This is a genomic window from Streptomyces sp. NPDC024555 (genome assembly GCF_055559335.1).
Genome location: NZ_JBVHKV010000001.1, coordinates 221,585 through 238,228, shown reverse-complemented (window position 1 = coordinate 238,228; position 16,644 = coordinate 221,585). Strand labels below are relative to the sequence as shown.

At 73.0% G+C, this 16,644-nt stretch carries 15 protein-coding genes; 12 read left to right on the top strand and 3 right to left on the bottom strand.

Annotation, left to right across the window (positions count from 1 at the left end; translation table 11 throughout):
• The first annotated feature begins 11 nt into the window (after positions 1-11).
• Genes ACZ4FH_RS01030 through ACZ4FH_RS01020 form a run of 3 tightly spaced genes read left to right on the top strand, consistent with a single transcriptional unit; the run spans position 12 to position 2,877 of the window.
• Positions 12-878: a DUF5819 family protein gene (locus tag ACZ4FH_RS01030; protein ID WP_467301477.1), complete on the top strand. Its 867-nt coding sequence runs from the start codon at positions 12-14 to the stop codon at positions 876-878.
• Positions 875-2,152, top strand: coding sequence for an HTTM domain-containing protein (locus ACZ4FH_RS01025; protein ID WP_467301476.1), 1,278 nt, complete (start codon positions 875-877; stop codon positions 2,150-2,152). The genes ACZ4FH_RS01030 and ACZ4FH_RS01025 overlap by 4 nt, the downstream gene beginning before the upstream one ends.
• Positions 2,149-2,877 carry a TrmH family RNA methyltransferase gene (locus tag ACZ4FH_RS01020; protein ID WP_467301475.1) on the top strand — a complete coding sequence of 243 codons (729 nt, stop codon included), beginning with the start codon at positions 2,149-2,151 and terminating at the stop codon, positions 2,875-2,877. The genes ACZ4FH_RS01025 and ACZ4FH_RS01020 overlap by 4 nt, the downstream gene beginning before the upstream one ends.
• A 43-nt stretch (positions 2,878-2,920) precedes the next feature.
• Here ACZ4FH_RS01020 and paaN read toward each other — a convergent pair whose 3' ends face one another.
• Positions 2,921-4,621 (bottom strand): phenylacetic acid degradation protein PaaN, encoded by a 1,701-nt coding sequence (gene paaN / locus ACZ4FH_RS01015; protein WP_467301474.1) that lies wholly within the window; start codon positions 4,619-4,621, stop codon positions 2,921-2,923.
• Positions 4,622-4,744: 123 nt separating this feature from the next.
• Here paaN and ACZ4FH_RS01010 point away from each other — a divergent pair, with 123 nt between their 5' ends.
• Both ACZ4FH_RS01010 and ACZ4FH_RS01005 read left to right on the top strand, forming a co-directional pair.
• The gene (locus ACZ4FH_RS01010; RefSeq protein ID WP_467301473.1) at positions 4,745-5,347 is read left to right on the top strand and encodes a TetR/AcrR family transcriptional regulator; all 603 of its coding nucleotides are present in this window, start codon (positions 4,745-4,747) and stop codon (positions 5,345-5,347) included.
• A 31-nt stretch (positions 5,348-5,378) separates the two neighbouring features.
• Positions 5,379-6,137, top strand: a complete 759-nt coding sequence (locus ACZ4FH_RS01005; RefSeq protein ID WP_467301472.1) for an alpha/beta hydrolase family protein — start codon at positions 5,379-5,381, stop codon at positions 6,135-6,137.
• Between the two features lie 52 nt (positions 6,138-6,189).
• Here the strand turns inward: ACZ4FH_RS01005 and ACZ4FH_RS01000 are convergent, their stop codons facing one another.
• Entirely contained in the window at positions 6,190-6,696 is a 507-nt protein-coding gene (locus tag ACZ4FH_RS01000) for an Lrp/AsnC family transcriptional regulator (protein ID WP_467301727.1), read from the bottom strand.
• Between the two features lie 302 nt (positions 6,697-6,998).
• On the opposite strand from ACZ4FH_RS01000, the gene pdhA reads away from it, so the two are divergent.
• The 7 genes from pdhA (at position 6,999) to ACZ4FH_RS00965 (ending at position 15,958) form a co-directional block, all read left to right on the top strand.
• On the top strand, positions 6,999-8,162 hold the full coding sequence (gene pdhA, locus ACZ4FH_RS00995; RefSeq protein WP_467301471.1) for a pyruvate dehydrogenase (acetyl-transferring) E1 component subunit alpha: 1,164 nt from the start codon (positions 6,999-7,001) through the stop codon (positions 8,160-8,162).
• Positions 8,159-9,190 (top strand): alpha-ketoacid dehydrogenase subunit beta, encoded by a 1,032-nt coding sequence (locus ACZ4FH_RS00990; protein WP_467301470.1) that lies wholly within the window; start codon positions 8,159-8,161, stop codon positions 9,188-9,190. The genes pdhA and ACZ4FH_RS00990 overlap by 4 nt, the downstream gene beginning before the upstream one ends.
• Complete coding sequence (locus ACZ4FH_RS00985; RefSeq protein ID WP_467301469.1) at positions 9,190-10,638, top strand: dihydrolipoamide acetyltransferase family protein; 1,449 nt, start codon at positions 9,190-9,192, stop codon at positions 10,636-10,638. The genes ACZ4FH_RS00990 and ACZ4FH_RS00985 overlap by 1 nt, the downstream gene beginning before the upstream one ends.
• A gap of 182 nt (positions 10,639-10,820) precedes the next feature.
• Positions 10,821-11,669 carry an NTP transferase domain-containing protein gene (locus tag ACZ4FH_RS00980; protein WP_467301468.1) on the top strand — a complete coding sequence of 283 codons (849 nt, stop codon included), beginning with the start codon at positions 10,821-10,823 and terminating at the stop codon, positions 11,667-11,669.
• 374 nt (positions 11,670-12,043) lie between these two features.
• Positions 12,044-13,789, top strand: coding sequence for a molybdopterin molybdotransferase MoeA (locus tag ACZ4FH_RS00975; RefSeq protein ID WP_467301467.1), 1,746 nt, complete (start codon positions 12,044-12,046; stop codon positions 13,787-13,789).
• Between the two features lie 20 nt (positions 13,790-13,809).
• Positions 13,810-14,883, top strand: coding sequence for a potassium channel family protein (locus tag ACZ4FH_RS00970; protein ID WP_383631201.1), 1,074 nt, complete (start codon positions 13,810-13,812; stop codon positions 14,881-14,883).
• 85 nt (positions 14,884-14,968) lie between these two features.
• Positions 14,969-15,958: an NAD(P)H-quinone oxidoreductase gene (locus ACZ4FH_RS00965; protein WP_467301466.1), complete on the top strand. Its 990-nt coding sequence runs from the start codon at positions 14,969-14,971 to the stop codon at positions 15,956-15,958.
• A 96-nt stretch (positions 15,959-16,054) separates the two neighbouring features.
• Here the strand turns inward: ACZ4FH_RS00965 and ACZ4FH_RS00960 are convergent, their stop codons facing one another.
• A complete protein-coding gene (locus ACZ4FH_RS00960) occupies positions 16,055-16,603 on the bottom strand; it encodes a bacterial proteasome activator family protein (RefSeq protein ID WP_383631195.1) in 549 nt (182 codons plus the stop codon).
• Positions 16,604-16,644: the final 41 nt, after the last annotated feature.

Sequence of the window (16,644 nt, the reverse complement as noted above, 5' to 3'; positions counted from 1 at the left end):
ATCGGGGCGGGATGGATTCGTACGACGACAAGGGCGTCGGCGGCGGGGGCACCGGCGGAGGTGTCGACGGGCGGGACCACACGGTGCCCGGACCCCAGCCGCTGGAGGACGGCTCGGAGCCTCTCCCACCGGACTCCGGCCCCCCGCGGACCGCTGTCGAGCAGCGGTTTCCCGCGCAGGCGGGTCCCCCCGCCGCCGCGCAGCCCCCCGGACCCGGCCGTCCGGTCGGTGGCATCGCCGGGCTGTCGTTCCCGTACCAGATCGTCGCCGCCGTCGCGCTGGGGGTCATCGGGCTGATCGGCTGTGTCCAGCTGGCCATGGTGTTCCTGCACGTCGCCCCGTCCAACACACTGACGAAGGCGCACGGCGAAGCGGTGGACCAGTGGGTCTACCCCGAGTTCGAGCAGAACTGGAAGCTCTTCGCCCCCAACCCGCTCCAGCAGAACATCGCCGTGCACGTGCGTGCGGAGATAGCCGGGGCCGACGGACGGCGCACCACCCCCTGGATGAGCCTGTCCGGCGCGGACGGCAAGGCGATTCGCGGCAATCCGCTGCCCAGCCACGTCCAGCAGAACGAACTCCGCCGCGGCTGGGACTTCTACGTCGGCTCCCACGACAGCCAGAACCGGGCCAACGGCCTGCGCGGCCGGCTCTCCGAGCAGTACATCCGGCGCATCGTGATGCTCCGTCTCGGTGAGCACGACTACGGCGGCACGGTCCTGCGCATCCAGGTCAGGTCCGAGACCCGGTCCGTGCCGGCTCCCCCCTGGAGCCAGGAGAAGATCAGCACCGAGCCGTCCTACCGGGTCCTGCCCTGGTGGACCGTCACCGCGGCCGACCTCCCCGAGGGCGCCGCATCCCAGGAGGCCGGCCAGTGAGCACCCCCGGATCCGGCCACGCGCTCGCCCGCGGCATCCAGCGCATCACCGCCTCGGCCCTCGGCCCGTACCAGAGCGCCGTCATCCGCATCGGCTTCTCCGCCACGTACCTCCTCTTCCTGCTGCGCGAATTCCCGCACCGGCACGAGATGTACGGCCCCGACGCCCCCTGGCGCTGGGACATGGCCCAGCAGCTCATCTCGGGCAACCAGGCGTTCACCACGCTGATGTGGACGGACAGCACCGTCTGGTTCGAGATCGTCTACGCGCTCGCGCTGATCGCCGCCGCCCTGCTGATGGCCGGCTGGCACACCCGGGCCATGTCCGTGCTGTTCATGGCCGGAGTGGTCTCGCTCCAGAACCGCAGCATCTTCATGGGCGACGGCGGCGACAACGTCATCCACCTGATGGCGATCTACCTGATGCTGACCCGGTGCGGACAGGTCTGGTCGCTCGACGCCCGCAGGGCCCGGCGTACGGCCGAAGGGGCGCGCGGACCGGGCGACGCGGTCGGACCGCTGCTCTGGATCGCCTTCGGCGCCGTCCTCGTCTGGGGAATGGCCACCCGGAGCCTCGGCGGCACCGTGTGGCTGCCGACGCTCTTCTGGATCCTGTGGGTCGCCCAGGGCGCCTGGTGGGCCGTGAACCGGTACGCCCCGCGCAGCGAGCACCGCACCCTTCTCGACGTCATCGCCAATCTCGCCCACAACGCCACGCTCGTCGTGATCATGGCCGAGGTCTGCCTGATCTACGCGACGGCCGGCTGGTACAAGATCCAGGGCTCGCGCTGGCAGGACGGCACCGCGCTCTACTACCCGCTCAAGCTCGACTACTTCTCGCCCTGGCCCGCGCTCTCGGACATCCTCGCGTCGAGCGGGCTGATGGTGATGGTGGTGACCTATGCGACCGTGGCCGTGCAGGTCGCCTTCCCGTTCACCCTGTTCAACCGGCGCGTCAAGAACGTGCTGCTGGTCGTGATGATCTGCGAGCACGCCGGAATCGCCGTGCTGCTCGGGCTCCCCTTCTTCTCGATGGCGATGATCGCCGCGGACGCCGTCTTCCTGCCGACCGTCTTCCTGGTCTGGCTGGGCGGCCGGGTGACCCTCGGGCGCGACCGGCTGCTCGGCCGGCGGGCGCGCGTGCCCGCGCCGCGCGACGGGGACGCTCCCGCGCCCGGAACGGGAACGCCGGGAGCGGGAACGGGCGCGCTCGCACCGGGCGCCCGGGAGGCGGCGGAGCACGGCACCGACGGGGGCCATACGCTCGTCGGGTGAGCAGCGAGACGAGCCCCACGAACAGCACGAGCGGTACGGGCACCCCGGGCGCGGGTGCGGACGAGCCGGCCCAGTACGACGACGGGTTCGGTAACGAGATCGGGGTCGGTCCGCATCCGCTGCCCTGGCCCGAGGGCGAGCGGTACGACCCGGAACTGCTCGCCCACGGCGACCGCCGCAACGTGGGGGACGCCTATCGCTACTGGAGCCGTGAGGCCATCGTCGCGGACCTCGATCTGCGGCGGCACGACTTCCATGTCGCGGTGGAGAACTGGGGCCACGACTTCAACATCGGCTCGGTCGTCCGCACCGCGAACGCCTTCCTGGCCAAGGAGGTGCACATCGTGGGGCGGCGGCGCTGGAACCGGCGCGGTGCGATGGTCACCGACCGCTACCAGCACGTCCGCCACCACCCGGACACCGCCGATCTGACCGCCTGGGCCCGCGCGGAGGACCTGCCGATCATCGGCATCGACAATCTGCCCGGCGCGGTGCCGCTGGAGCGGACCGTGCTGCCCCGCCGCTGTGTGCTGCTCTTCGGGCAGGAGGGGCCCGGACTGACCGAGGAGGCCCGCGCGCACGCCTCGATGGTCTGCTCCATCGCGCAGTTCGGCTCGACGCGCTCCATCAACGCGGGGGCCGCCGCCGCGATCGCGATGCACGCCTGGGTGCAGCGCTACGCGGACATCCCCGATCCCTCCCTCCCGGACGCCGGCGGGGCCTGACGGGGGCCGTGCGGCCCCACCGGTCCGGTGGTGGGTGACCGGCTCAGCGCTGGCGGCGGACCTCCACCGTCCGGAAGCGGTTGGCGACGAAGGCGCCGTCGCACAGGGCCGCGTTGGCCGCGGGGTTGCCACCCGAACCGTGGAAGTCGGAGAAGGCGGCCGTCTGGTTGACGTACACCCCGCCGGTCAGGTTCAGCGAGAGCTGGGCCGACTCGTCCAGGCAGACGTCCTCCACCGCCCGCTCCACCTCCGGCGAGGTCGTGTACGCGCCGACCGTCATCGCGCCCTTCTCGCGGACCGTGCGGCGCAGCAGCTCCACCGCGTCGTCCGTCGAGTCCACGGCCACCGCGAAGGAGACCGGGCCGAAGCACTCCGTGAAGTACGGGGAGGCGTCGTCCGTCTTGGCCCCGTCGAGCTTCACGATCAGCGGCGTGCGCACGACCGCGTCGGGGAAGTCGGGATGGGTGACGGCCCGGGAGGGCAGGGCGACCTCGCCGAGCTGCGCGGCCGCCTCGAGACGGGCCTTCACATCGGGGTTGACCAGGGCGCCGAGCAGTCCGTTCGCCCGCGCGTCGTCGCCCAGGAGGCCGGTGACGGCGGAGGCGATGTCCGCGACCACGTCCTCGTACGACTTCTCGCCCGCGTCCGTCGTGATGCCGTCCCGGGGGATGAGGAGGTTCTGCGGGGTGGTGCACATCTGGCCGCTGTAGAGCGACAGCGAGAACGCCAGATTGGCCAGCATGCCCCGGTAGTCGTCGGTGGAATCGACCACGACCGTGTTGACCCCGGCCTTCTCCGTGTACACCTGGGCCTGGCGGGCGTTGCTCTCCAGCCAGTCGCCGAAGGCCGTCGAGCCCGTGTAGTCGATGATCCGGATCTCCGGACGGAGCGCCAGGGTCTTGGCGATGCCCTCGCCGGGCCGTTCGGTGGCCAGCGCCACCAGATCGGGGGCGAAGCCCGCCTCGGCGAGCACCTCGCGGGCCACCTGGACGGTCAGGGCCAGCGGGAGGACGGCCCGGGGGTGCGGCTTGACCAGGACCGCGTTCCCCGTGGCGAGGGAGGCGAAGAGGCCCGGGTAGCCGTTCCACGTGGGGAAGGTGTTGCAGCCGATCACCAGCGCGACTCCGCGTCCCGCCGCGGTGAACGTCTTGTGCAGGTCGAGGGGGTCGCGCTTGCCCTGCGGCTTGGACCAGTCGGCCGAGCGGGGAACGCGCTGCTGCTCCTCGTACGCGTACGCCACGGCCTCCAGGCCGCGGTCCTGGGCGTGCGGGCCACCGGCCTGGAAGGCCATCATGAAGGCCTGGCCGCTGGTGTGCATCACCGCGTGGCCGAACTCATGGGTGCGGGCGCTGATCCGCGCCAGGATCTCCAGGCAGACCAGGGCCCTGGTCTCCGGACCGGCCGCGCGCCAGGCGGGCATCGCCGCGCGCATCGCCGGAAGCAGCACGTCCGGGTCGGCGTGCGGATACTCGACGCCCAGCTCCGGTCCGTACGGCGAGATCTCGCCGCCCGTCCATCCGTCGGTCCCCGGCTGGCCCAGGTCGATCCGGGTGTGCAGCAGGGCGTCGAAGGCGGCCTTGCCCTCGGCGGGGCCCAGGCTGCCCGGGGCACCGCCCTCGCCGTACGCCTTCGGGTGCTCGGGGTGGGGCGACCAGTAGTCCCGGGTGCGGATCGCGTCGAGGGCGCGGTCGAGCGTCGGGCGGTGCCTCTCGGACAGCAGGTTCGGGGAGAGCTCGGCGGCCATGACGGACCAACTCCTCGTCGAGCTGGGCAGGGACGGGTGGACAGAGTTAGAGTAACCGAACGATCGGTCGGGACAAGGGGGCCCACGGAACCTGTGGACAACTCGTAGGGGAGGATCGCGGGCATGACCACGGCCAAGCGGGACACGTACACCCCGGAGACCCTGCTCGCCGTCGCCGTCCGGGTCTTCAACGAGCGCGGGTACGACGGCACGTCGATGGAGCACCTGTCGAAGGCGGCGGGGATCTCCAAGTCGTCCATCTACCACCACGTCACCGGCAAGGAGGAACTGCTGCGGCGGGCGGTCAGCCGGGCGCTGGACGGACTCTTCGGCATTCTCGACGAGTCCGGGGCGACGCGGGGCCGTGCCATCGAGCGGGTCGAGTACGTCACACGTCGTACCGTCGAGGTGCTGATGGCCGAACTTCCCTACGTCACGCTGCTGCTGAGGGTGCGGGGCAACACGAAGACCGAGCGCTGGGCGCTGGAGCGGCGGCGCGAGTTCGACCAGCGCGTCGCCGATCTGCTCAAGGCGGCCGTCGTGGACGGCGATCTCCGCTCCGACGTGGACATACGGCTCGCGACACGGCTGCTTTTCGGCATGGTGAACTCCCTGGTGGAGTGGTACCGGCCGCTGCCGGACGGAGGGGCGGAGGCGGAGCGGCTGGCCGATACGGTCGTACAACTGGCCTTCGACGGCATGAAGTCCCGCGCGACCGGCCATTGACGCGAACATAGGTCTATACCAGCATCCCGGCATGACCGCCGCGCTCCGGATGTCCGGACTTCTCTGTGCCGCTGCCACGCTGCTCGTCACGGCCTCGCTGGCCGGCTGCTCGGGAGGCGGCAGCGACGGCAAGGACGACGGCAGTGGGACCGCGGCGGAGCAGCCGGACGACTTCACCTGCCTGACGGAGGCGGAGGCGAAGAGCTCGTCGATCACCTTCACGGTCGACGACGGCTCGGAGATCGGCGGGTACGCGCCGAAGGGCGGATCGGGCGCCGGGATCGTGCTCGCCCACCAGGCCGACGGCACGGTCTGCCAGTGGAAGGACAAGGCCGACGAGCTGAGCAAGGCCGGATACCGGGTCCTCGCGGTGAACTCGAACGGGCAGGAGGTCGACGAGGTCATCGGCGCGGCCGGATATCTGCGCGACAAGGGCGCCAAGAAGATTCTGCTGATGGGCGCGTCCAAGGGCGGCACGGCGGTGCTCGCCGCGGCGCCCCGGCTGAAGCCGCAGCCGGACGCGGTCGTCGCGCTCTCCGCCCCCACGCAGTACCAGGCGATGAACGCGCTGAAGGCCGTCCCCGAGCTGACCGCGCCCGTGCTGTACATGGCCGCCGACGGGGACGGGGACTTCACCGTCGGCGAGAAGGAGCTGAACCGGCAGAGCGTGAAGTCGTCCGAGCACCGGTTCGTCCTCGTCCGCGGCGAGAGCCTGCACGGGGTGGCGCTGCTCGACGACGCGAAGCGCTGGGACACCGTGCGGGCGTTTCTGGCGAAGTACGGGTCCTGAGGGACCCGGTCGCCCGTTCGGCTCAGCTCGGCTCAGCTCAGCTCAGATCGGCTCAGCTCAGCTCCGTCGGGCGGTCCGGTCCCGGGCTCAGGTCCGTCTCCTCGAACACCAGCAGGGTGCGGGTGGAGAGCACTTCCGGTATGGCCTGGATGCGGGTGAGGACGAGCTCGCGCAGTGACCGGTTGTCCGGGGTGTGGACCAGCAGCAGCACATCGAAATCCCCGCTGACCAGGGCGATGTGCGTGGCCCCGGGCAGCGCCTGGAGCTGTTCGCGCACCGTGCGCCAGGAATTCTGGACGATCTTGAGCGTGATGTAGGCCGAAGCGCCCTGACCGGCCCGCTCGTGGTTCACCCGGGCACCGAAACCGCGGATCACGCCGTCGTCGATGAGCCGGTTGATCCGCGCGTAGGCGTTGGCCCGCGAGACGTGGACGCGGTCGGCGACCGAGCGTATCGACGCCCTGCCGTCCGTCTGGAGCAGTCGCAGGATGGCGCGGTCGATGGCGTCCAGCGGCCGGGCCGGAGGAATCGGGGCCGGTTCCTCGCTCCCCTCGGCCATTTGTTCAGCTGCCATGCTCCCGTGCCTCCCCGTCCTGGACGACCTGTGCCCATCCCAAGCTGTGGAGAACCGTTTGTCCACAGGCTGACGGCGCCTGTAGCCAAAATGCGCTCGCGACCGAACAATCGGTAGGTGAGGCGCGCCACACTCGTGCCTCGCGGATATATGAACAATTCGATGTATTTCGCAAGCGTCGACGCCCCCTCGACACCCCTGGAGACGCTTCGACACCCCGCGGCACCGGGACACCCCCGGTGCCGCGGACGCCGCTCGATACCCCTCGACGCCAGGAGGTGCTTGTCATGACGGTCCAAGAGCTGCCCGGCGCGGCCGCCTACCGGCCCACGCCGCCCCCGGCCTGGAAGCCGCTCACCGATCCCGCGCCGCTGCTCCCGGACCCCGAGCCGTTCCGCGTGCTCGGTACGGAGGCCGCGGCCGGAGCGGACCCGGAGCTGCTGCTGCGGCTGTACGCCGAGCTCGTGCGCGGCCGGCGGTACAACGCACAGGCGACCGCCCTGACCAAGCAGGGCCGGCTCGCCGTCTACCCGTCGAGCACCGGTCAGGAGGCCTGCGAGATCGCCGCGGCCCTGGTGCTGGAGGAGCGCGACTGGCTGTTCCCCAGCTACCGGGACACCCTGGCGGCCGTGGCGCGGGGCATGGACCCGGTCGAGGCGCTGACCCTGCTGCGCGGCGACCGGCACACCGGCTACGACCCCCGCGCGTACCGCACGGCACCGCTGTGCACCCCGCTCGCCACCCAGCTGCCGCACGCGGTGGGCCTGGCCCACGCGGCCCGCCTCAAGGGCGACGACGTGGTCGCGCTCGCCATGGTCGGCGACGGCGGCACCAGCGAGGGCGACTTCCACGAGGCGCTGAACTTCGCGGCCGTGTGGCGGGCCCCCGTCGTCTTCCTGGTGCAGAACAACGGCTTCGCCATCTCCGTGCCCCTCGCCAAGCAGACCGCGGCCCCGTCCCTGGCCCACAAGGCCGTCGGATACGGGATGCCGGGCCGGCTCGTCGACGGGAACGACGCGGCGGCCGTGCACCAGGTGCTCTCCGAGGCGGTGGAGCGGGCCAGGAGCGGCCAGGGTCCCACGCTCGTGGAGGCCGTCACCTACCGCATGGACGCGCACACGAACGCGGACGACGCGACGCGCTACCGCGAGAACAGCGAGGTCGAGGCCTGGCGGGAGCACGATCCGGTGCGGCTCATGGAGCGGGAGCTGACCGGGCGAGGCCTGCTCGACGACGAGGGCATCGAGGAGGCGCGGACGGCCGCGGAGCGGATGGCGGCCCAGTTGCGGGACCGCATGAACGCCGATCCGGTGCTGGACCCGATGGAACTGTTCTCCCACGTGTACGCGGAGCAGACCTCGCAACTGCGCGAGCAGGCCGCCCGGCTCCGGGTCGAGCTGGACGCGGAGCACGACGAGCACGGCACGGACGACAGGGGTGCGGGGCGATGACGACAGCGGCGGCCACGGCCGGGAAGCGTGCCGCGAAGGCCGGTCCCGCCACGATGGCCCAGGCTCTGGGGCGCGCGCTGCGCGACTCGATGGCCGAGGACCCCTCGGTGCACGTCCTCGGTGAGGACGTCGGCACGCTGGGCGGGGTCTTCCGGATCACCGACGGCCTGGCGAAGGAGTTCGGCGACGAGCGGTGCACGGACACCCCGCTGGCCGAGGCGGGCATCCTCGGCGCGGCCGTCGGCATGGCGATGTACGGGCTGAGGCCCGTGGTGGAGATGCAGTTCGACGCCTTCGCCTATCCGGCGTTCGAGCAGCTGGCCAGCCATGTCGCCAAGATGCGCAACCGGACCGGCGGCAGGATGCCGATGCCGATCACCATCCGGGTGCCCTACGGCGGCGGCATCGGCGGAGTCGAGCACCACAGCGACTCCTCGGAGGCGTACTACATGGCGACCCCCGGTCTCCACGTGGTCACGCCCGCCACGGTCGAGGACGCCTACGGGCTGCTGAGGGCGTCGATCGCCTCCGACGACCCGGTGGTCTTCATGGAGCCCAAGCGGCTCTACTGGTCGAAGGCCGACTGGTCGCCGCAGGCCCCGGCCGCCGTCGAGCCGATCGGCCGCGCTGTCGTGCGGCGGCCCGGCCGCAGCGCGACGCTGATCACCTATGGGCCCTCGCTCCCGGTCTGTCTGGAGGCGGCCGAGGCGGCCGTCGAGGAGGGCTGGGACCTGGAGGTCGTCGACCTGAGGTCGCTGGTCCCCTTCGACGACGAGACGGTCGCCGCCTCGGTGCGGCGCACCGGCCGCGCGGTCGTCGTCCACGAGTCGAACGGTTTCGGCGGACCGGGCGGTGAGATCGCCGCGCGGATCACCGAGCGCTGCTTCCACCACCTGGAGGCGCCGGTGCTGCGGGTGGCCGGTTTCGACATCCCGTATCCGCCGCCGATGCAGGAGCGTCACCACCTGCCCGGTGTGGACCGGGTGCTCGACGCCGTCGCGCGGCTCCAGTGGGAGGCGGAGAGCTGATGGCTCAGGTACTGGAATTCAGGCTGCCGGACCTCGGTGAGGGACTGACCGAGGCGGAGATCGTGCGCTGGCTGGTGGAGGTCGGCGAGGTCGTCGCCATCGACCAGCCGGTCGTCGAGGTCGAGACGGCCAAGGCGATGGTGGAGGTGCCGTGCCCCTACGGGGGCGTGGTGACCGCCCGGTTCGGCGAGGAGGGCAGCGAACTCCCCGTCGGGGCACCCCTGCTGACCGTCGCCGTCGGATCCGTGGAGTCGTCGGATCCGGCGGCGGAGCCCGGGTCGGGACGCTCCGAGGAGACCGCGTCCGGGTCGGGGAACGTGCTGGTCGGTTACGGGACCGGAGCGCCGCCCACGCGGCGCCGCCGGATCCGGCCCGAGGGCTTCGGGTCACCGGCTCCGGCCTCCGGGTCACCGGCTCGGGCCTCCGGGAGGGCCGCGGCACCTGCCGCCGCGACCGCTCCCGTCGCCGCGCCCGCGCCGGTGCGGGCGCCGGCCCGGGTCTCCGTCGCCGCTCCGGTCACGGCACCCGCCCCCGGTGGCGCGGACGGGCCGGTGGCCGTCGTCTCGCCGCTGGTGCGCAAGCTGGCCCGGCAGCACGATCTGGATCTGCGCCGGCTGGCCGGATCGGGCCCGGACGGGCTGATCCTCCGGGCCGACGTGGAAGCGGCGATCCGGTCGGCGGCGGAGGCGGCCACCGCGGCCGCCGTCGCGCCTGTCGCATCCGGTGTCGCGCCCGCCGCAGCGCCTCGGGTGGCGTCCGCTGGTGAGCGGATTCCGCTGCGCGGGGTACGGGGCGCGGTCGCCGACAAGCTGACGCGCAGCCGGACCGAGATCCCCGACGCCACCTGCTGGGTGGACGCCGACGCCACCGAACTGATGGCGGCCCGGGAGGCGATGAACCGGGCGGGCGGCCCCAAGGTGTCCGTGCTCGCGCTCCTCGCGCGCATCTGCACGGCCGCGCTGGCACGCCATCCCGAGCTCAACTCGACCGTGGACACGGAGGCGCGCGAGATCGTGCGGCTTCCGGAGGTCCATCTCGGGTTCGCCGCCCAGACGGAGCGCGGGCTGGTCGTGCCCGTGGTCAAGGACGCGCAGGACCGCAACGCGGAGTCGATCGGAGCGGAGATCGCCCGGCTGACCGAGGCGGCCCGGACGGGGACGCTGAAGCCGGCCGAGCTGACCGGCGGCACGTTCACCCTCAATAACTACGGGGTGTTCGGGGTGGACGGGTCGACGCCCATCATCAACCACCCGGAGGCGGCCATGCTCGGTGTCGGCCGCATCGTGCCCAAGCCCTGGGTGCACGAGGGCGCGTTGGCGGTGCGGCGGGTCGTCCAGCTCTCGCTGACCTTCGACCACCGCGTCTGCGACGGCGGCACGGCGGGCGGGTTCCTGCGGTACGTGGCCGACTGCGTGGAACAGCCGGCGGTGCTGTTGCGGACCCTGTAGAGCCGCTGGGTCCTGGGCCGCGCCCGGCGGCGGATCCCGGTCCGCGCGGGGACCGTGCGGGGCCGTCCGGCGCGGAGGCGTGCGGGGCCACCCGGTGCCGGGGGAACGTCCGGTGCCGGAGCCCCGGTCCGGCCGGTGGACGCGGATGTCCGCCGGGTGGGCCGGGCCCGCATACTCGTGGCATGACCGCGTTCGACGCCATCGTTCTTGCCGGAGGGGCCGCGAAACGCCTCGGCGGCGCCGACAAGCCCGGGGTCCGGGTCGGCGGGCGCCCGCTGCTGGACCGGGTCCTCGGGGCCTGCGCCGGAGCGGGGACCACCGTGGTGGTGGGCACCCGGCGGCCCACGGGGCGCGCGGTGACCTGGACGCGCGAAGAGCCCCGGGGCGGCGGCCCGTTGGCCGCGCTCGGCGCGGGTGTACGGCACACGGCGGCGGAGCGGGTGCTCGTGCTCTCCGCCGATCTGCCGTTCCTGGGCCCCGACACCGTGCGAGCGCTCGTGGAGGCGGCCGGCCGGGGGGACGCCGAAGGCGCGGTCTGCACCGACGCGGACGGCAGGGACCAGCCGCTGGTGGCGGTCTACCGGGCGGAACCGCTCCGCCGTGAACTGGCGCTCGTCGCCACCGAGCACGGCGGTCTGGCGGGGCTGCCGCTGCGGCTGCTCACCCGGGAACTGCGGCTCGTCCGGGTGGCGGCCGACCCCCTCGCCTCGTTCGACTGCGACACCTGGGAGGACATCGCGTCCGCGCGGGCCCGGATCAGAGAGCATGGGTCCGTGCTGGATGAATGGATCACCGCAGTCAAGAACGAACTGGGCATCGAACTCGACGTCGACACCGACGTCCTCCTCGACCTCGCCCGTGATGCCGCCCACGGCGTCGCCCGCCCCGCCGCCCCCCTGACCACCTTTCTGGTCGGGTACGCGGCGGCGAAGGCGAGCGGCGAGGGCGGCGGCCCCGAGGCGGTCGCCGAGGCGGCCCGGAAGGCGGCCGCGCTCGCCCTCGGCTGGGCGGACGAGACCGGGACGCCATGAACGGCCCGCACGGGAGCGCCGGGCACCCGCCGGCACCGGACCGCTGCTCCTGCGGAGGGGGCCCCGCCACCGGTTCCGCGCTTCCGGCCGGCCGGGACGGGGACCGCGCGTTCGGAACCGCCCTCGCCGGTGATGCCGCCGCTCCCGGCCGGGCCCAGGGCCCCGACCCCGCTGCCCTCGCCGCGGCGGAGGAGGAGCGGGCCGTGGCGCAGGCCCTCGCCCTGGTGGGCCGGCAGACGGCCCCGCAGGGAGGAGGTGCGGAGGCGGTCCCCGGATCTCCTGCGGCTCACGGGTCTTCTGCGGCTCACGGACCCTCTGTGGCTCAAGGGTCCCCTGCGGTCCCCGGATTCTCTGCGGCTCACGGGGCAGCTCACATGGCCCACGTACCGTCCACGACTCACGCGGCTTCTGAAGCCCACTCGGCTCCCCTCGCCCAGGGCCCCCTCGCAGCTCATGCAGCCCACCTGCCGCCTGCGACTCACGCGGCCCCCGAAGCCCACTCGGCCCCCACGGCCCAGACATCCCCGGCATCCCCCGACCCGGCATCCCCTGAACCGGCATCCCCCGACCCGGAAGCCGCAGGTTCACCCCGGGCCGCGCGCACACCCCCGACACCTCGCTCGACGGACCCGCGCGCCTCGACCGCCTCGCCCGGTCCCGAGCCGCATGCCGGCCCGCGCCCTGAGCCGTCCCCGCCCCCCGGCCCCCAGCCGCATGCCGGTCCGCGTTCGGCCCCCGGCCCTGGGCCGCGTCCCCAGCCGCGCCCCGAGCAGCCCCCGGCCCCCACCCCCGGGCGCCCCGCCGGCACCGCGCCCGCCCACCACCGCACCCGGGCTTCCGCGGTGCCGTGGGCGGTGGCGCGGGGGATTGCCGCTCGGGCCGGACAGACGGTTCCGCCGCGGGCCGAGCGGTTGTCGCTGGGGCGGGCGCTCGGGCATGTGCTCGCCGAACCGCTGGCCGCGCTCACCGATCTGCCGCCCTTCGACACCTCGGCCATGGACGGCTGGGCGGTCGCCGGGCCGGGGCCCTGGCGTATCCGGCCGGACGGGGGCGTGCTCGCCGGGGACGGGGCGCCCGAGCCGCTTCCCGATGGTGAGGCCGTGCCCATCGCCACCGGTGCCCGGATCCCGGCGGACGCCACGGCGGTCATCCGGAGCGAGCACGCCGAGGCGGACGCGGCCAAGGGACTGCTGTACGCGGGACGACAGGTGAGTCCCGGTCAGGACATCCGGCCGCGCGGCCAGGAATGCCGTTCGGGCGACGAACTCCTCCCCGCCGGAACGGTGGTGACGCCCGCCGTCCTCGGACTGGCCGCGGCGGCCGGATACGACGGGCTGCCGGCCCGGCCCCGTCCGCGCGTCGAGGTCCTCGTCCTCGGCGACGAACTGCTGACGGCGGGGCTGCCGCGCGACGGGCTGATCCGGGACGCGCTGGGCCCCATGATCGGCCCCTGGCTGCACGCCCGGGGCGCCGAGGTGACCGCACCCCGGTGGCTCGGGGACGACGCCGAGGCCCTGCTGCACGCGCTCACCGCGTCCGACGCCGACCTGATCGTCACCACGGGCGGCACCGCCGCGGGCCCGGTCGACCATGTGCACCCCGTTCTGGCCCGGATCGGCGCCGAGTTGCTGGTGGACGGGGTGGCCGTGCGGCCCGGCCACCCGATGCTGCTCGCCCGGCTGCCGGGCGGAGGCCCGTATCTGGTCGGGCTGCCCGGCAATCCCCTGGCAGCCGTCTCGGGTCTGGTGACCCTCGCCGAGCCACTGCTCAACGGGCTCGCGGGACGCTGGGCGGAGGACCCCTACCGGGTGGCCGTCCGCGACGAAGTGCAGGGGCATCCGCACGACACCCGGCTCGTTCCCGTGGTGCACCGCACCGGCCCGGCCCCGGCGTACGGCGGGCGGACCCCCGGCGGAACCGGCGACGGTCCGGGAACCGGGAGGGGCGGAGATCACGTCGTACCCCTGCGGTACAACGGTCCCGCCATGCTTCGGGGCATCGCCGCGGCGGACGGGCTGGCCGTGGTGGAGCCGGGCGGGGTACGGTCCGGCACCGAGGTGGAGATCCTCGATCTACCGTGGGCCCCGGCGACGCCGTGGACTGAAGGGTGTTTCACGTGAAACTTCCCGGCCATGACGCAATGGCCAGACGTGTCGACGAACAGATCGTCCCCACGCGGGTCATGCTCCCGCGCCGGGTCGTCGACCGGCCGGCCCGTCAGGTCGCCAAGCGGCTCTCCATGGCCCTGCTGGTGCTCGCCGTCACCGTCGTCATCGTCTGGGTCGACCGGGTGGGCTACCACGACGCGGCCGACGGCAAGGTCGACCTGCTGGACGCGGTGTACTACGCGACGGTCACCCTCTCCACCACCGGCTACGGCGACATCACCCCGTACAGCGACGGCGCCCGGCTCATCAACGTGGTGCTCGTGACACCGCTGCGTGTGCTCTTCCTGATCATCCTGGTCGGCACCACCCTCGAAGTCCTCACGGAACGGACCCGCGAGGACTTCCGACTGAAGCGTTGGAGAACCCACTTGCGTGACCACACCGTCGTCGTCGGCTTCGGTACGAAGGGCCGCTCGGCGATCCAGACGCTCTGTGCCACCGGGCTGTCGAAGGAGCAGATCGTCGTCGTCGACCCGGCGACCAAGGTGATCGAGATCGCCAACGCCGAGGGCTACACCGGTGTGGTCGGGGACGCGACGCGCAGCGATGTGCTGCTGCGGGCCGAGGTGCAGAAGGCCCGTCAGATCATCATCGCCACCCAGCGCGACGACACCGCCGTGCTCGTCGCGCTGACCGCGCGCCAGCTCAACCGGGGCGCGAAGATCGTGGCCGCGGTGCGCGAGGAGGAGAACGCCCCGCTGCTGCGGCAGTCCGGCGCCGACGCGGTGATCACCAGCGCCTCCGCCGCGGGCCGGCTGCTCGGGCTCTCCGTGCTCAGCCCCAGCGCGGGCACGGTGATGGAGGACCTGATCCAGCAGGGCAGCGGACTCGATCTCGTCGAACGGCCGGTGATAAAGGCCGAGGTCGGCAAGAGCGTCCGGGAGACCGAGGATCTGGTCGTCAACGTTCTGCGCGGTCACCGGCTCCTCGGCTACGACGACCCGGCGGCCAGCCCCTTGCAGCTGACGGACCGGCTGATCACCATCGTGCGCGTCTCCAACGACCCGCCGCTGAACCATCCCCGGCCGCCCGCCCCCCGGGGCTGAGCAGGCGGTCCGGCTCACCCCTTCGCCCCCCGCGCCCCCGCCCGGCTCCGAGGCGGGGCGGGGGCCACGGAGTAGCCTCGCGGCCATGCATGCGATCACGATCCCCGAACCCGGTGGCCCCGAGGCACTCGTCTGGACCGAGGTGCCCGATCCCGTACCCGGCGAGGGCGAGGTCCTCGTCGACGTGGTGTCCAGCGCGGTGAACCGGGCCGACGTCCTCCAGCGGATGGGCTTCTACAACCCGCCGCCCGGCGCCTCCCCGTACCCCGGCCTGGAGTGCGCGGGACGGATCTCGGCCGTCGGCCCCGGTGTCGTCGGCTGGGCCGTCGGCGACGAGGTCTGCGCGCTCCTCGCGGGCGGCGGTTACGCGGAGAAGGTCGCCGTCCCGGCCGGGCAGCTGCTCCCCGTGCCGGAGGGGCTGGACCTCACGCTCGCCGCCGCGCTCCCCGAGGTCACGGCCACCGTCTGGTCCAACGTGTTCATGGTGGCCCACCTCCGCCCGGCCGAGACCCTGCTGGTGCACGGCGGGTCCAGCGGCATCGGCACGATGGCGATCCAGCTGGCCAAGGCGGTCGGCGCCCGCGTCGCCGTGACCGCGGGCGGCCCCGAGAAACTGGCCCGCTGCGCCGAACTCGGCGCCGACATCCTCATCGACTACCGCAACCAGGACTTCGTCGAGGAAGTCGGCCGGGCGACCGACGGGGCGGGCGCGGACGTCATCCTCGACATCATGGGCGCCAAGTACCTGGACCGGAACGTGCAGACCCTCGCCGTCAACGGCCGGCTCGCCATCATCGGCCTCCAGGGCGGGGCCGTGGGCGAACTGAACCTCGGCGCCCTGCTGAACAAGCGGGCCGCCGTCACCGCGACCTCGCTGCGCGGCCGCCCGCTCGCCGAGAAGACCGCGATCGTCGCCGCCGTGCGCGAGCACGTCTGGCCGCTGCTGGCCGACGGTGTCGTCAAGCCGATCGTGGACCGCACCCTGCCGATGGCGGAGGCCGCCGAGGCGCACCGGGTGATGGAGTCCAGCGCCCACGTCGGCAAGGTCCTCCTCCGGGCGCCCTCGGCCGCCTGATCCCGGACCCGTCCGGAGATCCGCGCACGGGAAGGGCCCGGCACCTCGGTGCCGGGCCCTGGTGAATCCGTTGCGGGTCGAATGCGGGGACGCGGGCTACAGATACGGGCCGGAGCGGACCGGGCCGTGCGGATCGGCGCCGCCGTCCTCCTCCTCGTGGATGCTGCCGGGCGGCAGCGCGCGCCGCATCTGCTCCAGCTGCGCCCTGGCCGCCATCTGCTGGGCGAACAGCGCCGTCTGGATGCCGTGGAACAGGCCCTCCAGCCAGCCGACCAACTGGGCCTGCGCGATCCGCAGTTCCGCCTCGGAGGGGACGGACTCCTCGGTGAACGGCAGCGAGAGGCGCTCCAGCTCCTCCACCAGCTCCGGGGCGAGACCGTCCTCCAGCTCCTTCACCGAGCTGGCGTGGATCTCCTTGAGCCGGACCCGGCTCGCCTCGTCGAGAGGGGCCGCCCTGACCTCCTCCAGGAGCTGCTTGATCATGCTGCCGATGCGCATGACCTTCGCGGGCTGCTCGACCATCTCCGTCACCGGGACCTCACGCGACTCGTCGTCAGTGCCACCGCCGCCGATCGCCATGCCGTCCTGCCCCACCACGAGGACTTGGGGGTGCTCCTGCGACCGTTCATTCCTCGGCATCTCCATGCGGCCCATTGTCTCGCACATGCGGTGTTCCTCACTGTGGT

What these genes read in the sequence shown, in the direction of transcription:
- pdhA (WP_467301471.1), top strand. Translation starts at nt 6,999, where the DNA reads ATGACGGTCCAAGAGCTGCCCGGCGCGGCCGCCTACCGGCCCACGCCG.
- paaN (WP_467301474.1), bottom strand. Translation starts at nt 4,621, where the DNA reads ATGGCCGCCGAGCTCTCCCCGAACCTGCTGTCCGAGAGGCACCGCCCG.
- ACZ4FH_RS01005 (WP_467301472.1), top strand. Translation starts at nt 5,379, where the DNA reads ATGACCGCCGCGCTCCGGATGTCCGGACTTCTCTGTGCCGCTGCCACG.
- ACZ4FH_RS00965 (WP_467301466.1), top strand. Translation starts at nt 14,969, where the DNA reads ATGCATGCGATCACGATCCCCGAACCCGGTGGCCCCGAGGCACTCGTC.
- ACZ4FH_RS00980 (WP_467301468.1), top strand. Translation starts at nt 10,821, where the DNA reads ATGACCGCGTTCGACGCCATCGTTCTTGCCGGAGGGGCCGCGAAACGC.
- ACZ4FH_RS01000 (WP_467301727.1), bottom strand. Translation starts at nt 6,696, where the DNA reads ATGGCCGAGGGGAGCGAGGAACCGGCCCCGATTCCTCCGGCCCGGCCG.
- ACZ4FH_RS00970 (WP_383631201.1), top strand. Translation starts at nt 13,810, where the DNA reads ATGGCCAGACGTGTCGACGAACAGATCGTCCCCACGCGGGTCATGCTC.
- ACZ4FH_RS00985 (WP_467301469.1), top strand. Translation starts at nt 9,190, where the DNA reads ATGGCTCAGGTACTGGAATTCAGGCTGCCGGACCTCGGTGAGGGACTG.
- ACZ4FH_RS00975 (WP_467301467.1), top strand. Translation starts at nt 12,044, where the DNA reads ATGGCCCACGTACCGTCCACGACTCACGCGGCTTCTGAAGCCCACTCG.
- ACZ4FH_RS00990 (WP_467301470.1), top strand. Translation starts at nt 8,159, where the DNA reads ATGACGACAGCGGCGGCCACGGCCGGGAAGCGTGCCGCGAAGGCCGGT.
- ACZ4FH_RS01010 (WP_467301473.1), top strand. Translation starts at nt 4,745, where the DNA reads ATGACCACGGCCAAGCGGGACACGTACACCCCGGAGACCCTGCTCGCC.
- ACZ4FH_RS00960 (WP_383631195.1), bottom strand. Translation starts at nt 16,603, where the DNA reads ATGGAGATGCCGAGGAATGAACGGTCGCAGGAGCACCCCCAAGTCCTC.
- ACZ4FH_RS01030 (WP_467301477.1), top strand. Translation starts at nt 12, where the DNA reads ATGGATTCGTACGACGACAAGGGCGTCGGCGGCGGGGGCACCGGCGGA.